Origin of the sequence: uncultured Sphingomonas sp., from assembly GCF_946477935.1 — a bacterium.
Taxonomy (GTDB): domain Bacteria; phylum Pseudomonadota; class Alphaproteobacteria; order Sphingomonadales; family Sphingomonadaceae; genus Sphingomonas.
The window spans coordinates 1-26199 of record NZ_CAMLAC010000028.1; the positions used below are offsets into that span (position 1 = coordinate 1).

The 26199-nt window shown below is 67.3% G+C and carries 18 protein-coding genes; 4 read left to right on the forward strand and 14 right to left on the reverse strand.

Annotated features, from left to right (window positions below):
- Positions 1–189: 189 nt before the first annotated feature.
- The 3 genes from Q0U08_RS05110 to Q0U08_RS05120 form a co-directional block, all read right to left on the reverse strand.
- Positions 190–1467 (reverse strand): hypothetical protein, encoded by a 1278-nt coding sequence (locus tag Q0U08_RS05110; RefSeq protein WP_298090160.1) that lies wholly within the window; start codon positions 1465–1467, stop codon positions 190–192.
- 42 nt (positions 1468–1509) lie between these two features.
- Positions 1510–2079, reverse strand: coding sequence for an alpha/beta hydrolase (locus Q0U08_RS05115; RefSeq protein ID WP_298090161.1), 570 nt, complete (start codon positions 2077–2079; stop codon positions 1510–1512).
- Between the two features lie 73 nt (positions 2080–2152).
- Positions 2153–4111, reverse strand: a complete 1959-nt coding sequence (locus tag Q0U08_RS05120; protein ID WP_298090162.1) for a CocE/NonD family hydrolase — start codon at positions 4109–4111, stop codon at positions 2153–2155.
- A gap of 157 nt (positions 4112–4268) precedes the next feature.
- On the opposite strand from Q0U08_RS05120, the gene Q0U08_RS05125 reads away from it, so the two are divergent.
- Positions 4269–4985, forward strand: coding sequence for a DUF4163 domain-containing protein (locus Q0U08_RS05125; protein WP_298090163.1), 717 nt, complete (start codon positions 4269–4271; stop codon positions 4983–4985).
- 137 nt (positions 4986–5122) lie between these two features.
- Entirely contained in the window at positions 5123–5527 is a 405-nt protein-coding gene (locus Q0U08_RS05130; protein WP_298090164.1) for a hypothetical protein, read from the forward strand.
- A gap of 74 nt (positions 5528–5601) precedes the next feature.
- On the opposite strand, the gene Q0U08_RS05135 is transcribed toward Q0U08_RS05130, so the two are convergent.
- The 7 genes from Q0U08_RS05135 to Q0U08_RS05165 form a co-directional block, all read right to left on the reverse strand.
- Complete coding sequence (locus Q0U08_RS05135) at positions 5602–5928, reverse strand: YnfA family protein (protein ID WP_298090165.1); 327 nt, start codon at positions 5926–5928, stop codon at positions 5602–5604.
- Between the two features lie 107 nt (positions 5929–6035).
- On the reverse strand, positions 6036–9062 hold the full coding sequence (locus Q0U08_RS05140) for a TonB-dependent receptor (protein ID WP_298090181.1): 3027 nt from the start codon (positions 9060–9062) through the stop codon (positions 6036–6038).
- Positions 9063–9219: 157 nt separating this feature from the next.
- A complete protein-coding gene (locus tag Q0U08_RS05145) occupies positions 9220–10851 on the reverse strand; it encodes a DUF5597 domain-containing protein (protein WP_298090166.1) in 1632 nt (543 codons plus the stop codon).
- Entirely contained in the window at positions 10851–12281 is a 1431-nt protein-coding gene (locus Q0U08_RS05150) for a mannitol dehydrogenase family protein (protein ID WP_298090168.1), read from the reverse strand. The genes Q0U08_RS05145 and Q0U08_RS05150 overlap by 1 nt, the downstream gene beginning before the upstream one ends.
- The gene (locus Q0U08_RS05155) at positions 12278–13606 is read right to left on the reverse strand and encodes an MFS transporter (protein ID WP_298090169.1); all 1329 of its coding nucleotides are present in this window, start codon (positions 13604–13606) and stop codon (positions 12278–12280) included. The genes Q0U08_RS05150 and Q0U08_RS05155 overlap by 4 nt, the downstream gene beginning before the upstream one ends.
- 165 nt (positions 13607–13771) lie before the next feature.
- Entirely contained in the window at positions 13772–14983 is a 1212-nt protein-coding gene (manD, locus tag Q0U08_RS05160) for a D-mannonate dehydratase ManD (protein ID WP_298090170.1), read from the reverse strand.
- A 9-nt stretch (positions 14984–14992) separates the two neighbouring features.
- Positions 14993–17362, reverse strand: a complete 2370-nt coding sequence (locus Q0U08_RS05165) for a glycoside hydrolase family 3 N-terminal domain-containing protein (RefSeq protein ID WP_298090171.1) — start codon at positions 17360–17362, stop codon at positions 14993–14995.
- 183 nt (positions 17363–17545) lie between these two features.
- Between Q0U08_RS05165 and Q0U08_RS05170 the strand changes: the two genes are divergently transcribed.
- Entirely contained in the window at positions 17546–19693 is a 2148-nt protein-coding gene (locus Q0U08_RS05170; protein WP_298090172.1) for an alpha-glucuronidase family glycosyl hydrolase, read from the forward strand.
- A 278-nt stretch (positions 19694–19971) separates the two neighbouring features.
- On the opposite strand, the gene Q0U08_RS05175 is transcribed toward Q0U08_RS05170, so the two are convergent.
- From Q0U08_RS05175 to Q0U08_RS05190, 4 genes are read right to left on the reverse strand one after another with little or no spacing between them, the layout of a single operon-like run.
- Positions 19972–21345, reverse strand: coding sequence for an FAD/NAD(P)-binding protein (locus Q0U08_RS05175; RefSeq protein ID WP_298090173.1), 1374 nt, complete (start codon positions 21343–21345; stop codon positions 19972–19974).
- 45 nt (positions 21346–21390) lie between these two features.
- Complete coding sequence (locus tag Q0U08_RS05180) at positions 21391–23559, reverse strand: TonB-dependent receptor (protein WP_298090175.1); 2169 nt, start codon at positions 23557–23559, stop codon at positions 21391–21393.
- 22 nt (positions 23560–23581) lie between these two features.
- Positions 23582–23743, reverse strand: a complete 162-nt coding sequence (locus tag Q0U08_RS05185) for a hypothetical protein (protein WP_298090177.1) — start codon at positions 23741–23743, stop codon at positions 23582–23584.
- Positions 23740–24909, reverse strand: coding sequence for a PepSY domain-containing protein (locus tag Q0U08_RS05190; protein WP_298090178.1), 1170 nt, complete (start codon positions 24907–24909; stop codon positions 23740–23742). The genes Q0U08_RS05185 and Q0U08_RS05190 overlap by 4 nt, the downstream gene beginning before the upstream one ends.
- A gap of 218 nt (positions 24910–25127) precedes the next feature.
- On the opposite strand from Q0U08_RS05190, the gene Q0U08_RS05195 reads away from it, so the two are divergent.
- Positions 25128–26199, forward strand: a 1072-nt coding sequence (locus Q0U08_RS05195) for a sodium:proton antiporter (RefSeq protein WP_298090179.1), incomplete at its 3' end; no start/stop codon positions are given.

Consider the following 26199-nt stretch of genomic DNA (forward strand, 5'->3'; position numbering starts at 1 on the left):
CGCAGTGACCGTGCAGGACGAGGACGGCCTGGCCCCTGTCGCCACGGTGATGCGGGAAATGGCTGCCGCCATCGCCGCCATCTCCTCCGCAGGCGACGTCCCTCCTCTCTCCCGCGCGCCCGAACGGGTGCAGCCGGGGGGCGGATCGTCGCCCGAACCCTTCGCCTTCCACCGCGACGGGTTGACGTCCTATGGTGTGCCCGGTGGCAGGGGCCGGGGCAATTCGGCCGGAATGGCTACGGCCATGCTATCCGCAAGGGTGCGGGAACCTTCGGGGGTCGCGCGCAGCAGCGACCAGCCGGCGGGCAGATAGTCGAGCGCCATGTAGTAATAGAGGGTGCAGGTGCCGTCGCCGCGATAGCTGCCGCCCTTGACGATGCCGAAGGCGGTGGTGCCCAGGAAGACCGGGCCGCCGCTGTCGCCGCTGCGGCAGGTGGGGCCGCGAACGGCCACCCAGGTGGGGGTGCAGCCGCCGCCGCAGAGGTCGCCGGCGGGGGCGAAATCGACGAGTTCCACTTCGGCGCAGCTATAGCCGGTGCGTTCGCCGCGATGGCAGACGATGTCGCCGGCGCGGGTGGCGTCGCGGGCGCGGACGGAGGTGACGGTGCGGGTGAGCGTCTTGGCGGTGTCCGAGAAGAAGCGGGGGCCGAGCGGCTGGGCGCTGACATGGACCTGTACGTCCTGATAGCCCCATCCCCATTGGCCGGCGAAATCCAGCGGCGTTTCGCTACGGTCGGGCTCGACATAGGACAGCGCATCGGGACAATGCGCGGCCGTCACCACGCCGCTGCGCGGCCCATCGGTGACGACGAACCCGGTGGTGCAGGCGTAGCGGCGGCCGTCGGCGGGATCGACGCCGACAAGGCGGGCGCCGCCCTCTGGCGACAGGTTGGCGGCGACATCATCGAGGCGGGCAATGCGGACGGGCACGCCGGTGAGCGCCGCCAGCCGCGCGCGGAGTTCGCCGGGCGCGTAGAAGCCGGCATCCCCCTCCCCCACCATCACCACCAGCTCGCCGGTGCGCGGGTCGACGCCCATGGCGGGCGGACGCGACAGCATGGCGCGGATCTGCGTCTGGTAGAGGGCGATCGCGGCGACGAGCTGCGCGCGCGTCGCGGTGGCGCCGGTCCGATAGTGGATGGGGACGGAGAGGCCACCGGCCCGCACGGTTTCGTCGGCGACCGGATCGGTGCCGGTCAGCAGGACGACGATGCGCCAGACGGGTTCATGCTCGATCGCGATCCCGGCCAGGCGGTCGGCGAAACGGGCGCGGATGGCGTCGGTGGCGGCGACGCTCTCCTCCTGCGCGGCAAGGCGCTGCACGGCGACGTCGAGGGGCAGGGCGTGCACGGTGGCATATTCGGCCGCGTCCTGCGCCAGCGCGGCCTCCGGCACCTGTTGCGCATTCGCCGCCGCACCCACCCCGATCATCAGCAGCGCCGCTGCCACCAGCTTTCGTCTTCTCACGCCGGCGATCTAGCAGGTGCGGTGATACGCCGGCTGAACGGATCAGCGCTCCGGCGGCGCGAAGGCGTGGATGACGCGCATGTCGTATTCGACGATGCCCGCCGCGACCCGCTCGATCATCCGCTGCGCCTGGCGCCACATGGTGGGCTGGCGCGGTCCGGCAGCGTGGGAAACGGCGAGCAGGCGGCTGCCGCAGGAGCGGGCAAAGGAGGCCATGGTGTCCTCCCCCTCCCGCTCGGTCACCACCACCGAGGGGAAAGGCAGAGCCGCCGCGGGCGAGGCGAACAGCGTGTCGCGCCCCTGCCCGCCATCGGGCATGAACAGGAAGGCGCCCGCCACCCGGTCGACATATTGGCTGGGCGAAAGGCGCGCCCACCAGGCGGCGGCGGCGCAACTCGCCCCTTGCGCGACGAGCAGCACCGCCCGGTCCGCCTGCGCCACCGCCTCGTCCAGCCGGGCCGCCCACAGGTTGCGCTGGGCCGCGCTGGTGGCGGTGAAGGGCAGTTCGGCATCGCCCCGCGCGGGCCAGGCGAGCAGCCGGTCCCAGGCAGGCGGACCTGCGCCATCACCGCCGGGAAGCGTGATGATCGAGAACGGGTCCCTGGTCGTCAACGCCAATGCCATGTCGCGTCTCCGCCTGCTTGGCCGTTCAACGTAACCAAATGCCCGCCCGCCGCAAGCGGCTTCAGCGCGCCATGGCGGCGGACTGGTCAACGGGCACGACCGGCAACCACACCCGGCTGGGTTTCGCCCCGCCCTGTTCGATCGTTACCGTCGCCGCGCGGTAATCTTCCTTCTTTGCCAGGAAGATATTGGGCACGAAGCTTTGCGGATTGCGATCGTAGAGCGGGAATTGCGACGATTGCACCTGCACCATGATGCGGTGGCCGGGGCGGAAGACGTGGTTTACCGTCGGCAGGCGGAAGCGATATTCCTGCACCTTGTTGGCCGGGATCGCCGAGGGCCGCTCGAAGCTGTCGCGGTAGCGGCCGCGGAAGATGTCCTGCGAAATGGCGAGCTGATAGCCGCCCATCGACGGCTGCGAGGCGTTCTCTTCGGGCAGCACGTCGATGACCTTGACGACGAAATCGCCATCGGTGCCGGTGGTGCGCGCAAACAGATCGGCGATCGGCGCACCCGACACGCGCACCGCCTGCGTCAACACCGGTGTCGTATAGGTCAGCACGTCCGGCCGCCCGTCCACGCCGCGCTGATCGCTGACCAGCCAGTCGCCCCAGCGGCCATCGTCGAAATTCACCGGACGCGGCAGATGCGGCACCGGCTTGTTCGGATCGGAGACATAGGAGGTGGAGGATGCCGCCGGCTTGTCGAAGCCGAGGCTACCCTCCCCGCCCAGATAGAGCGGGGTCAGCGGCGCCGCGCAGCCCCGCTCGCATGCCAGCGGCCAGGTGGCGAAACGATCCCAGTGATTGTCGCCCGTATTGTAGATCGCCGCCTGCGGCAGATTGGCGGCAGGCCCGTCCTTCAGATACTGGTTGAACAGCGGCAATACCATCTGTTCGCGGAACTGCGCCGCGGTGTCGCCATTCCACTGGAAGGGCCCGAGCGAGCGCCCCTCGCGATTGATCTGGCTGTGCCGCCACGGCCCCATGACGAGGAAGTTGTTGCCCGTCTTGCCGGCCGCCTTCAGCGCCTCCCAAGACATGATCGCGCCGTACATATCCTCCTGATCCCAAAGCCCCTGTTCCCACAGGGTCGGGACGTTGGAAGGGTTGGCGGCGATCAGCTTGTCGAGCGCCTGCCCCTGCCAATAGGCGTCATAGGACGGGTGGTTGACGAACCGCTTCCAGAAGGGAAGCTGGTCATAGCCCGACTTCTTCGCCCAATCGCCCGCCGAGCCGGCCAGGAAATTCTCGTAATCGTCATAGCCGCCGCTGGGCGGCGCCTTGCCCGCGCCCTTGTAGCCGGTCTGCGATCCGATCCAGCCGATATTGGCGAGCCGGAACGCGCCGTGGTGGAACCAGTCGTCGCCCATCCAGCCGTCGATCATCGGGCTTTCCGGAGCGGCGACCTTCAGCGCAGGGTGCGGGTTCATCAGCGCCATGACGACGGTGAAGCCTTCATAGGACGAGCCGATCATGCCGACGCGGCCGTTCGATTCCGGCAGGTTCGCCTTGTTCACCAGCCAGTCGATCGTATCATAGGCGTCGGTGGTGTGATCGACCTTGGTCGGATTGAGCGGTCCGATCGGGGGGCGGTTGACGATGTAATCGCCCTCCGACCCGTATTTGCCGCGAATGTCCTGATAAACGCGGATATAGCCGTCCTTCACGAAGATCTCGTCGGAGAGCGGCAGCGCGTTCAGCATACGCGGGCTGTTCATGCGGCTGGCCCGGCCGGCGGCGTTATAGGGCGTGCGGGTCAGGACGATCGGCGCGTTGGTGGCACCCTTTGGCACGACGATGACGGTGTAGAGGCGGGTGCCGTCACGCATCGACACCATCACCTCGCGCTTGTCGTAATCATAGCCGATGCGCGGGGGCGTGAACTTCTGCGGAATGTCTCCGGTCGCGCCTTGCGCCACCGCCTGCCCATCCTTGGGAGCAGGAACCGCCTCCTGCTGGGCGAGCGTGGGGGACAGGGCGAACAGAGCGGTGGCGGCGAACAGCAACGGCTTTATCATCGATGGCCTCGAAATAGATGCAGGCGACATGGTGACGCTACACGCCGCCGTACGCAATGGGATATTGTATCACGGAGATGGTGCGACAGCGTTCGTACAGCTAACCCCGGATAATGATGGTCGCCTTGTCCACCGTGGCGTGCAGGGGAGAACGGGAATGCGACAGATCGGCATGCTGGCGATGGTCACGGCCATACTCGCAGGCGCCGGCATGGCGAATGCCGCCGAGAAGACGGCCGACTACAGTTTCGAATACCGGTATCCGGCACAGGCCGGGCAGATCCCGGCGCTGCGGGCATGGCTGGAGGCGGACAAGACACGACTGCGCACGCAAACGGCGCGTGATGCGGCGGAGGCGCGGGTCGACGCCCGCAAGGACGGCTTCCCCTTTCGCCAATATGACACGCAGAAGATCTGGAAGCTGGTGACCGACACGCCGCGCTTCCTGAGCCTGTCCGGCGACGTGTACAGCTATACGGGCGGGGCGCATGGCACGCCGGGGTCGGTGGGCATGCTGTGGGACAAGGCGGCGAGACAGCGGATCGCGCCCAAGCAGGTCTTCGCCTCGCTCCCCGCCGCGCAGGCGGCGCTCGGCCCCGCCTTCTGCACGAAGCTGAAAGCCGAGCGGCGCCGGCGGGTGGGCGCGGTGGCGGACAAGGACGGTCTGTTCAGCAAATGCCCGACGCTGAAGGAACTGACCGTGCTGCTGGGATCGTCGGGCGGCGGACGGATCAACCGGATCGGCCTGATCGCCGATCCCTATGTCGCGGGATCCTATGCGGAGGGGGCGTATGAGGTGACGTTGCCGGTGACGCCTGCGGTGATCAAGGCGGTGAAGCCGGCCTATCGCGGGGCGTTTGCGGCGGGGCGGTAGAAAGCCGAACAAAATCTACTGGCTTGAGGCAGCCGACTGTGGGCGTCAGCATAGTGAACGGCACGGATGGATGGGACTCTCAGCTTGGCGCCAGCCTCTTCCTTGCGTGACGGATGCGTTCTGGCAAGAATACTCCAATGACACTTATTGCAATCGCTACGCTGATGATGACACCATCTGCCAATAGCACGGTCAATGTGGCCCCACCCGCCCCGGTTTTATCGGTAAAAGCCGAGGCGCCTGCCTTGGCAGGCGTGACACCGCCGGCGGGGACCATGCTAGCCAACATGGACATCACCGTGAAGCCGCGCTCTCGCGGAGAGTCAGCCATCTATGAGCTCAGTAGCTCGCTGAGCGCGACGATGTTCAGGGATCAGTACGCGCTGAATGCCAAGCGAGCAGGGTATCGGGTGGTAATTAGAAATCTGCTGATTCTGGGCGTGAGAAAAGATGGCACGTCGATACGCTTGCGGGTTATCGAAGCTGATCGCGGCTCAGCAGCGGTGCTTACGATCAAAGCGCCCACGAACGATCGCGCTTGATGCGAGCATACGCATCCCACTGAACTCGGATGGGCTCCACCGCTGCCGATGATTATAGACATTGATCATCGGTATCAGCCACGATGCGGCCCGAAGAAGATCACCGCAGCGCCAATCAGGCACAAAGCCGCGCCGCCCAAATCCCAGCGGTCCGGGCGGACACCCTCGGCCAGCCATAACCAGACCAGCGCGGACGTGATGTAGATGCCGCCATAGGCCGCATAGGCACGTCCGGCCTGCGACGTATCGACCAGCGTCAGCAGCCACGCAAAGATCAGCAGCGAGGCGCTGCCCGGGATCAGCCAGAGCAGCGACCGGCCCATCCGCGCCCAGGCCCAGAAGGCGAAGCAGCCGGCGATCTCCGCCAGCGCTGCGCCGATATAGAGGATCGCCGAGTGCATCGCGTCGTCCTAGCGCGGCCGGGTGGCGGTGCCGACGAAAAAATCGGGCCGGTCCAAGGGGAAAGGACCGGCCCGAGGCTCGGGGAAGCTGGATAGATGGGGCGACGTCAGAAGCGGGCGCGCAGGCCCACCAGCACCTGACGGCCCGGATAATAGACGCTGTAGGCGGCATTATCGTAGCCGAAGGTGGTGCGGATCGGCTCGTTGGTGATGTTGAGCACGTCCAGCGTCAGGCGCACGCCATTGTCGAGGAAGGGCAGTTGATAGCCCGCTGACAGGTCGAGCTGGCCGCGCGAGTCCGCGCGCAGCGGCAGCGGCAGGTTGTTCTGCGGCGCGTTGGCCGCGATCACGCCGCCCTGCCAGACATAGTTCAGGCTGAGCGACAGGCCGTGATCCTCATAATAGCCCTGCACGTTATACTGCCACTTGGGCACGCCCGACGCGACCAGCGTCTGCGGGGTACCGTTGACCAGCACCGGATCGGAGTCCTGCGTGATGTGCGTGCCGTTCGCCTGGAAGCCGAGGCCCTTGATCGCGAAATCGAGCGGCTGGTTCCAGGTGACCTCGACGCCCTTGATGATCAGGCTTTGCAGGTTGATCGGGCGGTTGACGGTGATCGGCACCGCCGCGATCGCCGCCGCCGAGGCGCTGGTACCGCCGGCGCGGTCGATCAGCGCCTGTCGCTGGGTCGCCTGGAGGGAGTCGAGCGGGATGTTGAGGTCGCCGAAGGGGGTGGGCTGTTGGACGGTGACGGTGAAGCCCTGGATGTTCTTCCGGAACAGGGCCACGCCGATATAGCCGGCGCCGCCGGTGTAGAACTCGCCGCCAAGGTCCAGATTGTCGGAGGTGTAGGGCTGAAGTTGCGGGTTGCCGGCGGTGGCGATCTGGGCGGAGGGGTCGGAGAAGGTGATGCCGGGCAGGATCGAGCCCGCGTCGGGGCGGGTGAGCGCCTTGGAGGCGGCGAAGCGTAGTTTCAGGTTGCGCGCGATGTCGTAGGTGAGGTTCAGCGAGGGCAGCACCTCCTGGTAGGACGAGTTCGCGGTGATATCGACGATCGTCGACCCGATCTGGCTGGGGCCAACGACGCGCTGGTCGGTCCAGACATAGCGGAAGCCGGCATTGGCGCGCAGTTCCCGGCCAAAGATCTCCGACACGCCGTTCAGCTCGAAATAGCCGCCATAGACCTTCTCGAACACGTCGCCGGTGGCGCCGCCCGTCACCGATCCGCGAGCCTCCGGCGCGGTGTCGCGGAACTGGGCGTAGTTGGTCGCCTGCGCCAGACGGGCGATGTCGGGGACGATGAAGCTGGTGACGCCGAAACGACCGCGCGACAGATGGCCGAAATTGTCGATGCCGGTGCGGTTCAGATATTGCGGGATCGCGCTGGTCGGCACCGTGCCGGTATTGCCGGTGCACGGATTGCCGCAGACGGAAAGCTGATAGGCGTTGGTGTTGTCGAAGGCGCGGACGCTGCGCGCGGCCTCGTCATAGGCGGCGCCGATCTTCACGTTGAGCGTGTCGTCGCCGTAATAGATGTCGAGATGCGCGCCCTTGGTCTCGGTCTCGCGCCGGACATTCTGGACGTTCACCCGGTACCATTGCCAGCCGAGATTGGGATCGCCCAGGTCGCGATTGGCCGAGATGATCGGCTGCGGGCTGTTTGTCGTATTGTCGTAGGTGACCTCGACGCCGGAATTGGGCGCGGTCTGGAAGGCGAAGGTCGGCTGTTCGCGGAAGAAGTTGCTCTTGCCCCAGTTGCCCGACAGGTCGATCTTCAACCGGTCGTTCGGACGCCAGCTGATGCTGGGGTTCACGTTCCAGAACTCGGTATCCTGGTTGAAGATGCTGTTTTCGGAGAAGAAGGACGAGTTGGCGAAGGTGCCCGAGGTGACGACGTTGTTCTGGTCCACCTGGATGTTGAAGGGCACCATGCCGCCGGTCGACTGGGGCGAGGTGCCGGGGCCGGAGTTGCGGACCTGCCAGTTCATGTTGGAGCGCAGGTAGTCGCGGCGCGACTTGGCGTAGATGCCGTCGACGACGAGGTGCAGCGCATCGGAGGGGCGCCATTCTGCGGAGCCGACTGCGGAGATGCGCTCGCGCGTGCCGGTGGTCAGTACCGGGCGGCCGAGGCGCGGGATGATCGCCTTGGAGAGTTGCGACAGCGAGAGTCCCGAGGTGGCGGCGAGATCGAGCGGCTGGCCGGTGACAAAGCCGCGGCCGAGATTGGCGGGCGCGGTGTTCGCAAAGACGAAGCCGTTGCTTTCCGGGGGCGAGACGTTGCAGCCGGCGCCGCAGGGCAGGTTGGCGTCGGTGAAGCCGACGGTGTCGTAGCCGTCGATGCGCAGCTTCTGGTGGACGCCCGCCACGCCGAGGAGGATGCCGAAGGTGTCGCCGAAGGTGTGGCTGGCGACCAGTGCGCCGCGTGGGCCGATGCGGTCGTTGCTGTCGGTATAGGCGCCCTGGGCCACGACGGTGACGTGCGTGCCCGGATTGTCGAAGGCGCGGGCGTTGCGCAGGTTGACGGTGCCGGCGATGCCGCCTTCCAGCATCGAGGCTACCGGGCTCTTGTTCACGTCCAGCCGGGTGAAAAGCTCGGACGGAAAGAAGTCGAGATCGACCTCGCGGTTGCCGCCGCCGGTGCCGTTGGTGCCGCCGTCCGAGGCGACCGCGAACTGCGCGCCGTTCAACAGCACCTTGGAGAAGCTGGGGCCAAGGCCGCGGATCGAGACCTGCGTACCCTCGCCGCTGATGTCGCGGTTCAGGCGGACGCCGGGGATGCGGTTCAGCGTTTCGGCGAGGTTGGTCGCGGGAAGCTTGCCGATATCCTCGGCAAAGATCGAGTCGCCAAAGGCGACGGCATTGCGCTTGGCATTGGTCGCGCTCTGCAGCGAGCCGCGGATGCCGGTGATGATGATCTCCTCGGTCTCGCCCTGCCCGACGGACGGATCGGTGACCGAGTCGGTCTGCGCCGGCGCGGGATCCTGCGGCGCTTGCGTCGGGGCCGGCTGGGCGGTGACCCCGAGCGACGGATCGGGTGCGGTCTGCGCCGCCAGTGGGGCGGCGACGGCAAGGACATTGAGTGCAGCGGCGCCGAGCAGCGCGACGCGGATGGCGGGACGACGGGCGATGGTCATCATTCTTCCCCTCCTTGATCTAAGGACCGGCCCCGCTTCGTTCGGCTGGGTGCCGGGCGCGCTTCAAATCTGATAGCGCTATCATCATCTGACCACGTTATGACGGATTGGTCAAGCCTATCTATGTGATCATAAGGCCACTATTGACCAGGATTTGTCAGCGATAGCGGTACAGCCGAACGCGCTGGATACCCCATCGTCCGGCGGGGAGGCGGATGTGCCGCCCCTGATGCGTCTGATCGCCGTTCAGCAGCCGCCCCGGCGCCCAGTTGCCGGCGGCGTCGAACATGCCTTCCTGCGCACGGTCGATCCCGGCAAGCGCAGGCCCGTCGCCGATCGGCTTGAAGGTGACGGTGATGCCCTGCCCGGCGATCAGATAGTCGTCCGCGCCCGTCTGGATGATGAGGCCGCCATAGCCGGCGGTTTCCGGCGTCATGGTCGGTCGCTGGATATCGGCATAGGCGATGGTGAACCGGTATCCGCCGATGTCGCGCACCTGCGGTTCGTAATCCACCGTCTCGTCATAGCGCTGGCGCGGCTTGAACCCCGCCATGCGCGCCGTCCCCTGCGCGTCGAGGATCATCGGACGAAGCTGGTCGAGCACCGCATAGGCATCCTTCAGCGGGCCGGGCGCCTCATCGATCGAGTCGATCGAGAATGGGCCAAAGCCGAGCGCATCATGCTCCCCGATCGCGTAGAAGGCGTTGGCGGGGACGATCGGATTGTCGGCATTGTGCGCTTCCGGGATGAACAGCGGATTGTCCGGGCGCTTGTAGCGGTCGACGATCTGGGTGAAGTTCGGGAAGTAGATGTCGGGCGCCAGGAAATCGAGGCTGGGGGCCCCCGCCTTCCACACGTCAATCAGGTGCGGCAACGGTCCGCCGCTGGGATATTCGCCGGGAATGCGCCCCGGGCGGTTGAGCGCGACATTGACGTACATCGGCATCGGATAGGCCGCCTTGCCGGCCGCCGCGAGGCCATCGGCAAAGCGCGCGTAATGCCATGCGGCGAACACCTCGGCAGCGGCGTCACCGGGGCCGAACAGCTCCTCCCAACTGCCTGCGGTCTTTGCACCGCGCTCGACCCACATTGCCTTCATTTCAGGGACCAGCGTGTCGCGGTGCGCGACGAGATAATTGACCAGATCGGTCGGCACCGGCTGCCCGAACGCGGCATTGGCGGGCGCGCTGTAATCGCGCGCGACGGGCAACATGCCGATCTCGTTTTCGACCTGAAGCATGACCACGGTGTTGTCGCGGTCGTCCACCGCCTTCAGATGCGCCATCAGGGCGGCCAGCGCGCGCTGGTCTGCGCGCAGCGTATCGGCGCCGAAGGTGGACAGGATCTCCACCCCCTGCCCGTTCGGCAGCTCGGCCCGGGGAAAACGCGCCTGATCCCGCTTCACCCAGGAGGGGACATAGGTGGACATGGAGTTCTTCCACGCCCCGAACCACAGGATGACGAGTTTCAGGTCGTTGGCCCGCGCCGCCTTCAGCATCGAATCGACCGAGGACCAGTCGTAACGCCCCTCGACCGGCTCGATCAGCTCCCAGGAAACGGGGGCGAGGACGGTGTTGAGATGCATCGCGCGCAGCCGTGCCCAGTGCGGCGCCATATAATCGGCGCTGGAGGCGGCGGAGTTGGACAGTTCGCCCGCGATCATCAGCATCGGCTTGCCGTTCACGACAAGCTGCGTCGCATCGCCCTTCTTCACCAGCCGCGGCGGATCGGCGAGCGCAGGTGTCGCAAGGCCCAGCGCGGCGGTGGCGAGCAGCAGGGTGCGGATCATCACGTACCTTTCAGCAATGTTCGGATCGCACCATCGGCGCCCGATCGTTCGAGATTGGTCAGATGCGCGGCGATCGCATCGCGGATCGCCGGCTCGACCTCCACACCGAGCAGCGCCAGCGTCGCAGTCACGGGATCGTCGCTGCGTGCCGCCACGGCCAGGCGGTCGGCAAGCGGATCGTCGACGGCGAAGGTTTCTCCGGTATCGGTCTGCCCGGATTGCCAGCGTATCCAGGCGGCGACGCCGAGGGCCAGCGCATCCCCGCCCCCCGCGGCCAGGGGCGCGAGCAGGCGCTGCGGCAGTTTCTGCGATCCGTCCATCGCGATCTGCCGCGTGCGGTGCTGAAGCGCCGGGTTGGCGAAGCGCGCCATCAGCGCGGTACGGTATGCCGGAATGTCGAGACCAGGGGGCGGGTTCAGCGTCGCGGCGGCCTGATCCCAAAGCCGCTCGACAAACGCCCTGCCCTCTTCGCGCGCGACGAACTGGTGGACAAAGGCATCGCCCATCAGCCCGCCGAGATAGGCGATGCTGGAATGCGCGCCGTTGAGCAGGCGCAGCTTGGCATCCTCCCAGGGCGCGACATCGGCGGTGAGTTGCACGCCGAGTGCGGCAAAATCGGGACGCGGGCCGCAGAAGCGATCCTCGACCACCCATTGCAGGAACGGCTCGGTCTTGACCATCGCCTGATCCTCGACCCCAAGGCGGGTGGCGAGCGCGGCGATGTCGTCGGGCGTGGTGGCCGGCACGATGCGATCGACCATGGACGCGGGAAAGGCGCCCTGTTCGGCAATCCATTCGGCCAAGTCGGCATCGTGCGCGCGGGCCATCTCCAGCACGGCAGCGCGAAGCAGAGCGCCGTTATGCGGCAGATTGTCGCAGGACAACACGGTGAAGGGCGGCAGGCCGGCTGCACGACGCGCGGCAAGGCCGGCGACAAGGAAGCCGGGGGCCGTGCGCGGCGCCGCGAGACCGGCCACGTCATGCGCGACATCGGCATCCTCCGCGAGCAGCGTGCCCTTCGCCCGGTCCAGCTTGTAGCCCTTTTCGGTAATGGTCAGCGTGACGAGGTGCGTGTCGGGATGAGCGAGCGCGGCGACGACGGCGGTGGGGTCTTCCGGCGCAACCAGCACCTGCCCGACGGCGCCCATGATCTGCGCGCGCTCCCCGGCCCCGTCGCGAACGAGAAGCGTGTACAGCCCGTCCTGCGGCGCCAACTGGTCGCGGACGCCGGCCGAGCGCAGCGATACGGCCGTGATGCCCCAGCGCAGGTCGCCGGCGGCAAGCGCCGCCTCGAAGATCGCGGCCTGATGCGCACGGTGAAAGGCACCGATGCCGAGATGGACGACACCGCGGCGAACGGCGGTGCGGTCATAAGTGGGGCGGGCGATATCGGCAGGTAGCTGTGCCGATGTGGCGTCGGAAGGTCTCAAGCCTTGGCCTCCGTAGTGATGCGGACGCTGTGATAGCGCGGATTGAGCAGGTGGAAGACCAGTAATGCGAGCAGATAGGCCAGGCCGCAGGCGATGAAGAAGGGCTGGTAGCTGCCCACCCGGTCGAGCAGCAGGCCGAGCGACTTGGAGGCGATGAAGCCGCCCACCGCCCCGGCAAAACCGCCGAGGCCGATCAGCGTCCCTTGCGCGAAACGCGGGAACTGGTCGCCGGGCAGCGCGAACAGGTTGGTGGAGAAGCCCTGATGCGCGGCACAGGCCAGGCCGATCAGGGTCACCGCGATCCAGATGTTGGATGCCTGTGCCGCGAACATCACCGGCACCGCAAACAGCGCACAGGCGAACATCGCACGCTTGCGCGCGGTGCCGGCAAACATGCCGCGTTTCAGCAGGTGCGACGAATACCAGCCGCCCGCGATCGCGCCGAAATCAGCGAGGATGTAGATGGCGACGAGCGGCGGGCCGAAGCTTTTGAGATCATAGCCGTAGCGGGTGTGGAAGAAGTCCGGCAGCCAGAACAGGAAGGTCCACCAGACCGGATCGATCAGGAAGCGGCCGGCCATATAGGCCCAGGCCGCGCGGTGGCGCAGCACGGCCAGGAAACCGGCGCGGCCGCTGGTCTCTGCGGGCTCCGCCTCGATCCAGGCGCGTTCCTCGGGCGTGATGCGCCGATGGTCGGCGGGGGCGCGGTAAACCCGCCACCAGATCGCCAGCCAGACGAGATTGAAGGCGCCGGTGATGATAAAGGCCCAGCGCCAGTCGAAGAGCAGGCCGGTGACGATGAACGAGACGAGCAGCGGGGTGATGATCGCCCCGACATTGGCGCCGGCGTTGAAGATGCCGATGGCGAGCGCGCGTTCCTTTTGCGGAAACCACTGCGATGCGGCGGCAAGTGCGGATGGATAGGTGCCCGCCTCGCCGAAGGCGAGCGGGATGCGCGCGATGACGAAACCGGTGGTGGAGGTGACGAGGATCTGCGCGAAATGGCCGAGCGTCCAGCTTCCCATCGCCAGCAGATAGCCCAGGCGCGGACCGATACGGTCGATCGCCCAGCCGAACAGCAGAAAGCCGATGCCGTAGAAGACCTGGAAATAGCCGGTGATGTCGCCGTATCCGGTGTTGGTCCAGCCGTAGAGCGCGGTCAGTTGCGGCTTCAGCACGCCCAGCACGAGGCGGTCGATATAGCTGAGCACAACAGCGGCGAAGAGCAGCGCGCAGATCGCCCAGCGGATACGGCCGCGTGGACGGGGTACGGCGTGGGCGACGGTTTCGGGAGCCTCGGCCGCCTGATCGGTGAAGGCGGTCATTTTGGCTCCCTCGCCCCTCTGGGGAGAGGGAAGGGGCCCGCTGCCGTCAGGCAGTGGGGGGGGGGGTCGCCGCGGACGAAGCACTGCTTGGCAACCCCTCACCCTCCCCACGGCTATGCCGCGGGTCCCCTCCCTCTCCCCGAAAGGGAGAGGGCGTGACGTGCGTCACCAGCTCCATAGCGTGCCGTCCTCCAACCGGTTCACGGGGAGGTAGGCGCGCTTGTAATCGTACCGGGCGGCCAGATCCTCGTCGATGTCGACTCCCAGGCCGGGCGCGTTGCCGGGATGCATCATGCCGTCCGCAAAGCTGTAGGCGTGCGGGAAGACCGTGTCGGTCTCGGCGGTGTGTGGCATGTGTTCCTGGATGCCGAAATTGGGCACCGACAGGCCGAAGTGCAGCGCCGCCGCCATCGTCACCGGCGACAGGTCGGTCGCACCATGGCAACCGGTCCGAACCTGATACAGATCGGCGAGCGCGGCGATGCGGCGCAGATGGGTCAGCCCCCCGGCATGGACGACGGTGGCCCGCACGTAATCGATCGACTGGGTTTCGATCAGCGCCTTGCAGTCCCAGATCGAATTGAAGATCTCGCCCGCCGCCAGCGGCGCGGTGGTGTGCTGGCGGATCAGGCGGAACGCGTCCTGGTTCTCGGTCGGTGTCGCATCCTCCAGCCAGAAGGGGCGATAGGGCTCCAGGTCGCGGCCAAGCCGCCCCGCCTCGATCGGGGTCAGACGGTGGTGGATGTCGTGCAACAGATGCACGTCCCACCCCAGCGCCTCGCGCGCCGCGGCGAACAGTTCGGGCACGATGCGCAGATACTTGCTCGTCGACCACACCGCCTCGGTCGGCAGGTCGCCGTCCGCCGGCTCGTAACGCTGGCCAGCCTTGGCGACGCCGTAGGTAGAGGCGAGGCCGGGCACCCCGCATTGCAGGCGAACCGCCTTGTAGCCCTCATCCACCATGCGCCGCGCGGTGGCGATGGTGTCGTCGATCGTGGTGCCGTTGGCGTGGCCATAGACCATGCAGCCCTCGCGCGCCGCGCCGCCGAGAAGCTGGTAGACGGGCAGCCCCGCAATCTTCCCCTTGATATCCCACAGCGCCATGTCGACCGCGGCGATCGCGGTCATCGTCACTGGGCCGCGCCGCCAATAGGCACCCTTGTAGAGATACTGCCAGATATCCTCGATCCGGTGCGCGTCACGGCCGATCAGGCAGGGTATGACGTGTTCGGACAGATAGCTGGCGACCGACAATTCACGCCCGTTGAGCGTGGCGTCGCCGATGCCGGTGGTGCCGTCGTCGCACTCGATCTTCAGCGTCACGAAGTTGCGGCCCGGACAGGTGACGATGACGCGGGCGGATACGATCTTCGGCATGAGTGACTTTCAGGCGATGTCTAGGGTGACGGTCTGGAGGTCGCGGCTGTTCGGCCCGGTCATGATCGCAAATTGGCCGGGTTCGACCACTTCCTCCATGTCGAGGTTCCACAGCGAAAAGGCGTCGGGGCCGAGGGTGAAGCGCACCGTGCGCCGCTCGCCGGGCTTGAGCGACACGCGCTGGAAGCCCTTGAGTGCCTTGATCGGCTGGGTGACGCTGGCGACCAGATCATGGACGTAGAGCTGGACGACCTCATCCCCCGCCCGCGTGCCGGTGTTGGTCACGTCCACCTCGACATCGACGCTGGCGGCAATGCCGATGCGGGCTGCGGACAGGCGCGGCGGCGAAAGCTGGAACGTGGTGTAGCTGAGGCCGAAGCCGAAGGGGAACAGCGGATCGGTGGTGTCGAACAGATAGCCGCGCCGGGCCGAGGGCTTGGCGTCGTAGAAGACGGGCAGTTGCCCGACATGGCGCGCGACGGTGACGGGCAGCCTGGCGCCCGGATTCACGTCGCCGAACAATGCGGCGGCCATCGCATGGCCCCCCTCCTGCCCCATATACCAGCATTCCAGCAGCGCGTTCGCCTGCTCCGCCACCGCGATCCAGGAGGGCGGACGGCCGTTGATCGCCACGACGACGACCGGCTTGCCCGTCGCCTTCATCGCGGCGAACAGGGCGTTCTGCTCGCCGAGCAGGTCAAGATCGGTGCGGTCACCGAGATGGTTCTTGGCATAGCCCTCGCGGCTGGTCTGTTCGGTGTCGCCGATGGCGAGCAGGATGACATCGGCGGTCTTCGCCACCTCGACCGCCTCGGCGATGAGCTGGCGGTTCTTCACCGGATCGGCGAGCAGCACCTCGTTGGCGGAACGGTCCTCGCTCTGCGTGATGAACACGCCCTGGGCATGGACGACCTCGGCACGACCGGCGAGGCGCTGGCGGACGCCGTCGAGCAGCGACACCGGCGACTTGGGGATGGACGAATAGCCGCCCAGCCGTGCGACCGCGGCGTTGGGGCCGATCACCGCCACGCGTTTGTGCTGGCCGGGCGTCAGCGGCAGGGTGCCGTCATTGACGAGCAGCGCGATCGACTTTTCCGCCGCCTCGCGGGCGAGCGCCCGTGCCTCGTCATTCGCGGTCAGGCGTGCGGCGGCACGCGGATCGACGGTCGCACCCTCGAACAAACCGGCGCGAAACTTCAGCGTCAGCATGCGGCGGCAGGCGGCATCGACGGCGGCAAGCGAGACCTTGCCGGCGCGCACCTGATCGGCGAGCGAGCGATAGGCCTGGCCAGCGGGCAGGTCGCTGTCGACGCCGGCCGCCAGCGCCAGCCGCGCGGCACCGTCCATGTCGGCGGCGATGTGATGGAAGCTGGCCAGTTCGGGGATCGCGGCATAGTCGCTGACGATCGCGCCGTCGAAGCCCCATTCGCCGCGCAACACGTCGCCCAGCAGCCACTTGTTCGCATGGCTGGGGACGCCATCGATCTCGTTGTACGAGGGCATGACCGCGGCAATGCCGGTCTGCTTCACCAACTTGCGAAAGGGCGGGAAGAAGCGTTCGCGCAACTCGCGCTCGGCAATCGGGGCAGGCGCGACATTCTCGCCGCTTTCGGGCTGGCCATGACCGGTCATGTGCTTGAGCGTGGCAAAGACCTTGCCCGGCGCCAGCGTCTTGCCCGGCCCCTGCAGCCCCAGCACGGCCGCGACCCCCATTTCGCCGCACAGATAGGCATCCTCGCCGAACGTCTCCTCGATCCGGCCCCAGCGCGGATCGCGGGCGATATCGACGACGGGCGAGAGCGCGAGGACGGTGCCGTGCGCCCGCACCTCGCGCGCGATGACGGCGTTGACCCGCTCGACCAGATCGCGGTCGAAGCTGCCCGCCAGCGCGATCGCCTGCGGGAAACTGGTCGCCTCCGGCGCCATGTAGCCGTGCAGCGCTTCCTCGTGGAACAGGATGGGGATGCCCAGCCGGCTGCGCTCGACCGCCCATCTTTGCGCGGCGTTGACGAAGGCGATCGTGTCCGCGGGCGTGCGCCAGCGGCCGGTGACGTCGGTGCCGGTGTTGTTCGCGGTCGCCGCACCCCCACGGTCGGACGGGCGTGCGATCTGGCCGATGCCGTTGGGATAAGCGGCGTCCGCCCTGCCGGGATCGAAAGCGCGCGCATCATTCATCACGTCGCGTTTCGAGGTGGAGAGCGTGATGAGTTGCGCCACCTTCTCGTCCAGCGTCATCCGGCCCATCAGGTCGCAGACGCGCAGATCGATCGGTACGCGCGCATCCTTGTAGAGCGGCGCGGCCGGGCGCGCGGCGGCGGGCAGGAAGGCGAGTGCGGAGGCGGACACCGACCAGCGCAACAGATCGCGACGGCTTGCCATCAATGCACGGCCCCGACAGGGTGGAACGGCGTGGCAGATTGCATCCTGACCTCTCCTGAAATTGGTCAGACGCCACATTCTTCTTGATGCGGTCGCTGATAGCGTTACCAATGGCTTAGCCGACGGGCACTTGTCAATCGCCCGCGACGTAACCCAGCAGGATGGGACAAGGTGAGGATGGCCATGATGCGATGGAAAGCCCTGATTTTCGCGGTTTTGACGAGCGCGTCCCTACCCTCGATCGCCATGGCCGAGGATGGCTATGCGCTGTGGATGCGATACCAGCCACAGGCTGCGGTTCAGGCCGAAGTGGTCAGACAACCCGTGTCGATCACCCTGCCGAATGCCACACCGACGCTGACGCGGGCGGCAGAAGAGCTGCGTCGGGCCCTGTCCGGCTATGCCGCCGGACCGGTGGCGATGGCACCCGCCCCCCGCGCCGGATCGGTGATGCTCGCGGTCGCCGCCGATCCCGCCTTGGCGGACTTGCGCCTTTCAACACGAGCACTGGGCGATGAAGGCTATCTGGTGCGCTCGGTTACCATCGGTGGTGCGCCCGTCACGCTGGTGACCGGCAACAGCGACCGGGCCGTGCTGTACGGTACGTTCGCGCTGCTGCGCCATCTGGGCACCGGCGGGACACTGGCGAAGGTCGATCTGACGTCTGCCCCCAAGGTGAAGCTGCGCATGCTGAACCATTGGGACAATCTGGATGGCTCGGTGGAGCGTGGCTATGCCGGCCAGTCCTTGTGGGACTGGTGGAACCTGCCCGACCTGAAGGACCCGCGCTACATCGACTATGCCCGCGCCAACGCGTCGATCGGGATCAACGGCACCGTCCTGAACAACGTCAACGCCAAGGCGGACAGCCTGACAGCACCCTATATTGCCAAGGCGGCGGCACTGGCGGACATCTTCCGGCCCTGGGGAATCAAGGTCTATCTGTCCGCGCGCTTTTCCGCGCCGATCGAGATTGGCGGGCTGAAGACCGCCGATCCGCTAGACCCGCAGGTCGCCGCCTGGTGGAAGGCCAAGGCGGACGAGATCTACCGCGCCATTCCCGATTTCGGCGGCTTCCTGGTCAAGGCGAACAGCGAGGGGCAACCGGGGCCGCGCGATTATCATCGCAGCCATGCCGAGGGCGCGAACATGCTGGCCGCCGCCGTCGCCCCGCACAAGGGGCTCGTGATGTGGCGTGCCTTCGTCTATGCCGACACCGATCCCGACGACCGTGCCAAGCAGGCCTATACCGAGTTCAAGCCGCTGGACGGCAAGTTCGCGGACAATGTGCTGGTGCAGGTGAAGAACGGCGCGATCGATTTCCAGCCGCGCGAACCGTTCCACCCGCTGTTCGGTGCGATGCCGAAGACGCCGCTGATGATGGAGTTCCAGATCACCAAGGAGTATCTGGGGTTCGCGAGCCACCTCGCCTATCTCGGGCCGCTGTTCCAGGAGGTGCTGGACTCGCCCACCGGGGTGAAGCGCGGCGAGACCGTGGCCGACGTAGTCGACGGATCGGCCGAGGGGCACAGGCTGACCGGCATGGCCGGCGTCGCCAATATCGGGCGCGACCGGGACTGGACGGGATCACCGTTCAACCAAGCGAACTGGTATGTCTTTGGCCGCATGGCGTGGAACCCGGAGGCGGATGCCGCACCGATTGCGCGCGAATGGGCGGCACAGACCTTCGCGCCCGATCCGGCGGTGGTCGATCCCGTGGTCGCGATGATGATGGGATCGCGCGAGGCGGTGGTCGATTACATGACGCCGCTGGGCCTGGCCCATCTGATGGCGACGGGGCATCACTACGGGCCGGGGCCATGGGTGTCGGATCTTGCCCGGCCGGAATGGAACCCGGCCTATTATCACCGGGCCGACAAGGATGGCATCGGCTTCGACCGAACGAAATCGGGCAGCAATGCGGTCGCGCAATATGCGCCGCCGGTGGCAAGGCGCTTCGCCGATGTCGGCACCGTGCCGGAGCGCGACCTGTTGTGGTTCCACCATGTCGGCTGGGACCGGCGCATGGCATCGGGCCGGACCTTGTGGGAGGAGATGGTGCACCATTACGATGCCGGTGTCGCCTATGTCGCGGGCATGCGCCGGACTTGGGACACATTACGCCCGCAAATTGATGCCGAACGGTGGGAAAAGACCGCAGCGCTGCTGGCCGTGCAGGAGCGCGAGGCGCGCTGGTGGCGCGATGCGAGCCTTGCCTACTGGATGTCGGTGAACGGGCGTTCCCTGCCGGCGGGGGTGGCGGCGCCGGAGCATGATCTGGCCTGGTACAAGGCGCAGAACTTTCCGCGGGCGCCGGGGCATACGGGGTGATTATTTGATCACGCGAAGGCGCGAAGACGCGAAGAAGACGGGGGTTCACGCGGAGGCGCGGAGACGCGGAGATTGCGTTGGTGGCTCCCGTCTCGCGTCAGCGAGACCTCCCACATGCTTGCTCGGCATTGCTTGAGCCGCCGCTGGTGGCTCGGGACATAGGCCAAGTGCGCGATCTCCTCCGCGCCTCCGCGCCTCCGCGTGAACCACTTCTTCTTTCTTCGCGTCTTCGCGTCTTCGCGTGAACCCCCTCCTTCTTCGCGTCTTCGCGTAAAAACCTAAAGCCCCTCGCCCCCCACCCATTGCGCATGGGACAAACGGCGGGCGAGATCCCAGACCTGTTGACGCAGATCGGGCACGGCAACCGCCTCCCACAAGCCGCCGCGCGTCATCGGGCCGATGCAATAGAGCCTGTCCTGCGCCGCTCCACCGGCATCGATCGCGCGCGACTGGCGATCGACCTCTAGGCCCAGGCGCAAAGGGTCGGGGCGGATCGCGCCCTCGCCCAGCAGATGGCGGATCAGCGGCTCGTCCGATCGCAGCAGATCGCCCTGCGGGCCGGTGCAGTTGACGAGACGCGCGGCAGTCGTCGCCTGCACCCGTTCTTCCCCGCGCGGGCGCCAGTGCAGCGTCAGACCGTGCGCCGCCGCCTCGGTCGCGACCGACTTGCCCGCGGCGAAACGCAGGCGTCCGCTCGCAACCAGCGCGTCGATCCGGTCGGCGACCTGCGGCGCAAGGCGATGGCGGTGGACATCCCAATAGGGACGCAGGTGCCGGAGGAAGCGGCGGCGGTCGGCATCATCGGTCGCGCCCCACAACATCTGCGTGACCGGGCGCAGCTCGTCCACCGCACCGCGCCAGCCGATCTCCCGCGAACGGGTGCGAACGGTGGCGACGAGCGTGGAGGGTCGCCCCTGCGGCCGGTCGCGCAGGCCCGCGACATGCGCGCCTTCGGCATGGCGCCGCGGCGCGAGCCCGCGGCGGGACAGCGCCAGTATCTCGCCGCGAAACCCGCGCGCATCGAGCAGCAGCGCGGCGTCGATCGCGGTCAGGCCCGTGCCGACCAGAATGACGCGGTCATCGTCCGCCAGCCCTTGCGCGATGTCCGCGCTCCACGGATCGGGGCAATAGCCGGGGACGGCGGGATCGATGCCGGGCGGGGTGTGCGGCGGCAGGTTGCCAAGCGCCAGCACCGCGACGTCGGCGGCGATCGTCGCACCATCCGCAAGGCGGAGCGTGACGCCCGCGCCGGTCCGATCGATCGCGCAGACCTCGCCCGTCACCAGCCGCAACCGGTCGCCCGCCTGCGCGGTGGCGGCACCCAGCATCGCGCGGAGATAGGCGCCATAGGTGCGCCGGGGGACGAAGCTGTGGCGATCGCCCCTGCCCTCGCGCGCCAGCCATTCGACGAAATGACCGGGCTCGTCGGGCAAGGCGCTCATCCGCTCGGCACGAACGTTGAGCAGGTGATCCGGATGGGCGGCGCTATAGGCGACGCCGCGCGCCAGTTGCTCGGGCCGCCGCTCGACCAGGGTCACGCGCGGCCCCTGGTGACGGAGCAGGTTGATCGCGAGCAGGGTGCCCGAGAAGCCGGCGCCGACGATCACGACATGATCGGCGTCGGCGGCGAGAAGCGGGTCGGATTGGGCCATCGCCGCCAAGTCTAGGCGATGGCCCCCCTCGTGGCTACCGCCGGCTTACAGGTCGATCGAGGCGGAAAGCTTGAAGGTGCGCGGGGCGCCCTGCAACAGTGCCTGCGACGATGTATCGAAGGCCGATGCCCAGTAGCGGCGATTGGCGACATTATCGACCGCGAAGCGGAAGGTGAGCGGCATCCGGCCGACCACCGCGACGTAGCGCGCGCCCAGATCGAAGCGGGTCCAGTCGCCGATAGCGAGCGTATTGGCCGCGTTCACCTGCTGCTCGCCCGTATGGACGACGCGGCCGGTGAGGGTCAGGCCGGGGATGAAGGACGTGTCCCATTCGACATTGGCGTTGGCGAGCCATTCGGGCACGCCTTGTGCCCGGTTACCCTCGTTGGCGACCAGCGCCTGGTCGCGCAGTTCGGTATCCAGCACCGAGACGCCCGAGATCAGCCGCAGTCCGCGGGTCAGCTCGCCGCTCAGCGTGAACTCCAGCCCGCGGTTGCGCTGCTTGCCGAACACGCCGAAGCGGTTGAACCCGGCCGTCTGGGGGTCGGGGATCGCATAGGCGCTGGGCAGATCGGTGGTGAAGGCGGCGAGCCCGGCGTTGATCCCGCCGATCGCGAACTTGGCGCCGACCTCATATTGCACCGACTTGAAGGGCGCGAAGATCTCGCCGGGGTTGATGATGGTCGCATCCGTCGTCGGTGCGGTCGGCCCCTGCTGCAACCCCTCGATACGGTTGGCGTAGAGCGACAGGGTCGGGGTCGGCTTGAAGACGATGCCGACCACGGGGGTGACCGCGTCCTCGTCATAGCGGGTGGCCAGCGTGCCGTCGCTGATCGCATAGCCCCTGACCGCGATCGTCTGGAGGCGCAGTCCGGCGGTCACCAGCAGCCGATCCTCGAAGAAGCCCAGCGTGTCGGACGCGAAGACGCTGCCCAGCCGGGTGCGCGTGATCGGGAACGGATCGTCGAGGTCACCGCCGACCAGCGTCGAACTCGGGATCGTGGCGACCGGCGTGTCGTACAGGTTGGTGGCAAACCCCGCAAAGCCGGGGCCATAGAGGAAGTCGTACGCGTTTCGGTTGACCTGCCAGATATGGCTGCCGCCGATGTTGATCTCGTGACTGATGCCGGCGCCGGCCAGCTTGACGCGCAGGCCGCCCTGCGCGGCCTCGTTGTTCGCGGTCAGCGGCACGAACAGCGCCGTACCGGTGGCGGCGCCCGTCGTGGCATTGTTGACGGTGATGCCGCTGTACAGCCCGCGCTCCGATCCGTCGCGGGCACCGGCCTGCGCCCAGAGCATCGCATTGTCGGCTACGTCCCATTCGCCGCGCACCGTGCCGAAGACGTCGCGCAGCGTCGAATAGGTCCAGGGCTGCGCATAATTGGCATCGGCGCCCGGCACCCTCGGGATCGCGGCACCGGCGCCGATCGTCACCTTGGGGCGCAGGCCGCGCACCTTGACCCGCTGATAGCCGAGGTCGGCGGACAGGCGCACCGCCGCGCCGCGATAGTCGATCGCGCCGCCGATGACGTAGCTGCTGCGGAACTCGTCCTCGATCGCGACATCGCCGCTGCGGCCCGCACCGTTGATCCGCACGCCCCAGGCGCCGTCCGGGCCGAAGCGGCGCGACACGTCGAAGCTGCCGCCGAAATGGCTGTCGGAGGTGTAGTTGCCCGTCACCCGGGTCAGCGGCGCGTCACCCGCGCGCTTGGCGATCAGGTTCACGCTGCCGCCGATGCCCGAACCACCGGGTGCGGCGCCGTTCAGGAAGGCGGTGGCGCCGTTCAGCACCTGCACCTCCTGATACAGTTCGGGCGCGATCAACTGGCGCGGGGTGATGCCGTACAGCCCGTTCAGCCCGACATCGTCGCCATAGAGCGTGAAACCGCGAATGACGAACTGTTCGGCGGCATTGCCGAAACCATAGGTCGTCCGGATCGTCGGATCATTCTCCAGCACCTGCCCCAGCGTCTGCGGCTGCTGGTTGAGGATCAGCGCCTCGTTATAGCTGCGGATACTGAACGGCACGTCCTCGCCGCGCTTGTCGCCCAGCACGCCGACCGACCCTGCGGCCACCACCTGCGTCGCATTCTGCCCCTGCGCGGTGACCAGTATCTCGTCCTCGCCCTCGCGATCCTGCGCGGCGGCGGGCACGGCGTGGCATGCGGCGACACCAGCCAGCAACGCGGCCAGATGGCGAATACGGACGTTCATCAACTACTTCCTTCGATACGGATCAGGTGCGGCGGCGCATCGCCCAGCCGACCGCGACGATCGGCAGCGCGAGCGCGGCCCAGGAGACGACATCGCGCACGCCATCGCCGGTCAGTGCGACGACCAGGCCGGCGATGCTGGCGAGTGCGAGCAGGACGGGGGCGGCAAAGGTGGAGCGGATCATGCCGCCACCACGGGGGCAACGACGATGCCGCCCGTCTCCACCTCGCGCACCCGCGCCTCCAGCGGCGCGCGGCGGCGGCCGAGCCAGAGATAGACGCCCGAGCCGAGCACGACGATGGTAAAGCCCGTCAGCACCGCCCACAGGATCTTGAGCGGCACACCGCCATAATCGCCGAAGTGCAACGGTTGCGACAGCAGCAGCGTCTTCACATACCAGGGCAGCGGACGGCTGTCGGTCAGCCGCCCCGTCTCGGCATCGACCAGCGCAGGGATCAGCAGCCGCTCGGTCAGCGGCGTCGTGCCCTGCAGGAACACCGCATAATGATGCCTGCTGCTATAGGGCGTGCCGGGAAAGGCGATGAATTGCGGCGCGCTGCCCGGCGCGGCGCGGCGTGCCGCCGCCATCGCCCGGTCGAGCGATCCGTAGCGCGAGGGCGGCAGTGCCGCGCGCCCGGCATAGCCTTGCGTCATCTCGGCCAGCGCACCGACGCGCCACAGGTCGATGATCGGGCTGGCCAGCGCGTTGATGACACCGGTCGCCCCGACCACGGTCATCCAGGCGAGCGCGACGATGCCGAGCAGATTGTGGTAATCCAGCCACTTGATGCGACGGCTGCGCGCGGTGCGCAGCGTGCCGAAATCCAGCTTGCGCATGAACGGCGCGTAGAGAACCACGCCCGAGACGATCGCGACGACGAACAACAGGCCCATCGCACCCAGAAAGAACATGCCCGGCAACCCCAGGAACATGTCGGTATGAAGTTGCAGCAGGAAGTCCATCACTCCGCCGCCCGCCTCCTGCCCCACCACGCCGCCCGTGGTGCGATCGAAGAAGCGCAGGGTCATCTGCTCCACGCCCGCATCCGGGCGCGGCCCGGTGGTGACGGTGACCATCGGTGAGGCATTGTCGAATGCCATGTAGAGCGGCACCTCGCCCGGCCGGGTGGCGAGTGCACGTCCCATCACCGCGTCAAGCGGCAACAGCCCCGCCCCCTCGCCCGACGATGCGGGGCCGACCAGCGGCGGCGCATGGCCGGTCCAGCGATCGATTTCCTCATGGAAGATCAGCGGAAGGCCGGTCAGGCACAGCATCAGCAGGAACAGCGTGCAGATCAGGCTGGTCCATTTGTGGACCAGATACCACGCGCGGACCGTCCGGCGGGTCATCGCCGGACGGTCCGCTTGGCATAATTGCGACGCATTATCATGGCCTGTCGCTATGCGCGATTGCCCGCCGGGTTGCAAGGTGCGCGCCTCTTGCGGATCCCGCCGCGCCTGATCCGTGGATTTCACGCCGTCTGCCTAAAAAATCAGCATTCGGGGTGGAGCATTGTGTCCCGCTGGGCCATGATCGGCCGACCCCGTTCAAAAAGGAGACGCCCGGTTTGGAAATCGTGACCCTGTGCCTTGTGCTGTTGCTCGCCGTCGTGGTGAGCGGAATGATCTCCCGCATGCTGCCATCGGCATTGCCACGGCCGCTCGTCCAGATCGCACTGGGCATGGCCATCGGTTCCATCGCGCATGTCCGGGTCACGCTCGATCCCGAAATCTTCTTCCTGCTGTTCGTGCCGCCGCTGCTGTTCCTGGATGGATGGCGCATCCCGAAGGACGAGCTGTTCAAGGATCGCGGCGCCGTGCTGGGCCTTGCCCTCGGCCTGGTCTTCCTCACCGTGCTGGGCATGGGGTGGTTCATCCACTGGATGATCCCGGCCATGCCCTATGCGGTTGCGTTCGCGCTGGCCGCGGTGGTGTCGCCGACCGATCCGATCGCGGTGTCGGCGATCGCCGCCAAGGTGCCGATCCCGCGCCGGATGATGCACATCCTGGAGGGGGAGTCGCTGCTCAACGACGCCTCGGGCCTTGTTTGCGTGCGCTTCGCCATCGCCGCGGCACTGACCGGCACCTTTTCGCTTGGCGAGGCGGCGCTGACTTTCGCGTGGATGGCACTCGCCGGGTTCGCGATCGGGGTCGGCTGCACCTTCGGCATCACCGCGGCAAAGGGCTGGTTCGCGCGGCGCTTTGGCGACGACACGGGGTCGAACATCCTGGTCAGCCTGCTCATACCGTTCGCAGCCTATCTCGCGGCCGAGCATGTCCATGCCTCGGGCGTGCTGGCCGCCGCCGCCGCCGGCCTGTCGATGACCTTCACCACCGGCTGGGCCAGCGTGATGGCGGCAACGCGCATCCGCCGCCGCGCGGTGTGGGACATGCTGCAATTCACGCTGAACGGCGTGATCTTCGTGCTGCTGGGCGAGCAGATGCCCCAGGTGTTCGCCGCCGCGCGCGACACGGTGGTGTCGACCGGGCATGACAGTCCGTGGTGGCTGGGCGTCTATGTCGCCGCGATCGTGGGCGGACTGGCGCTGCTGCGCTTTGCCTGGGTCTGGGTGTCGCTGCGCTTCACGCTGTTCCGTGCACGGCGGCGCGAAGGCACACCGGCCAGCGTGATCGCGCCGC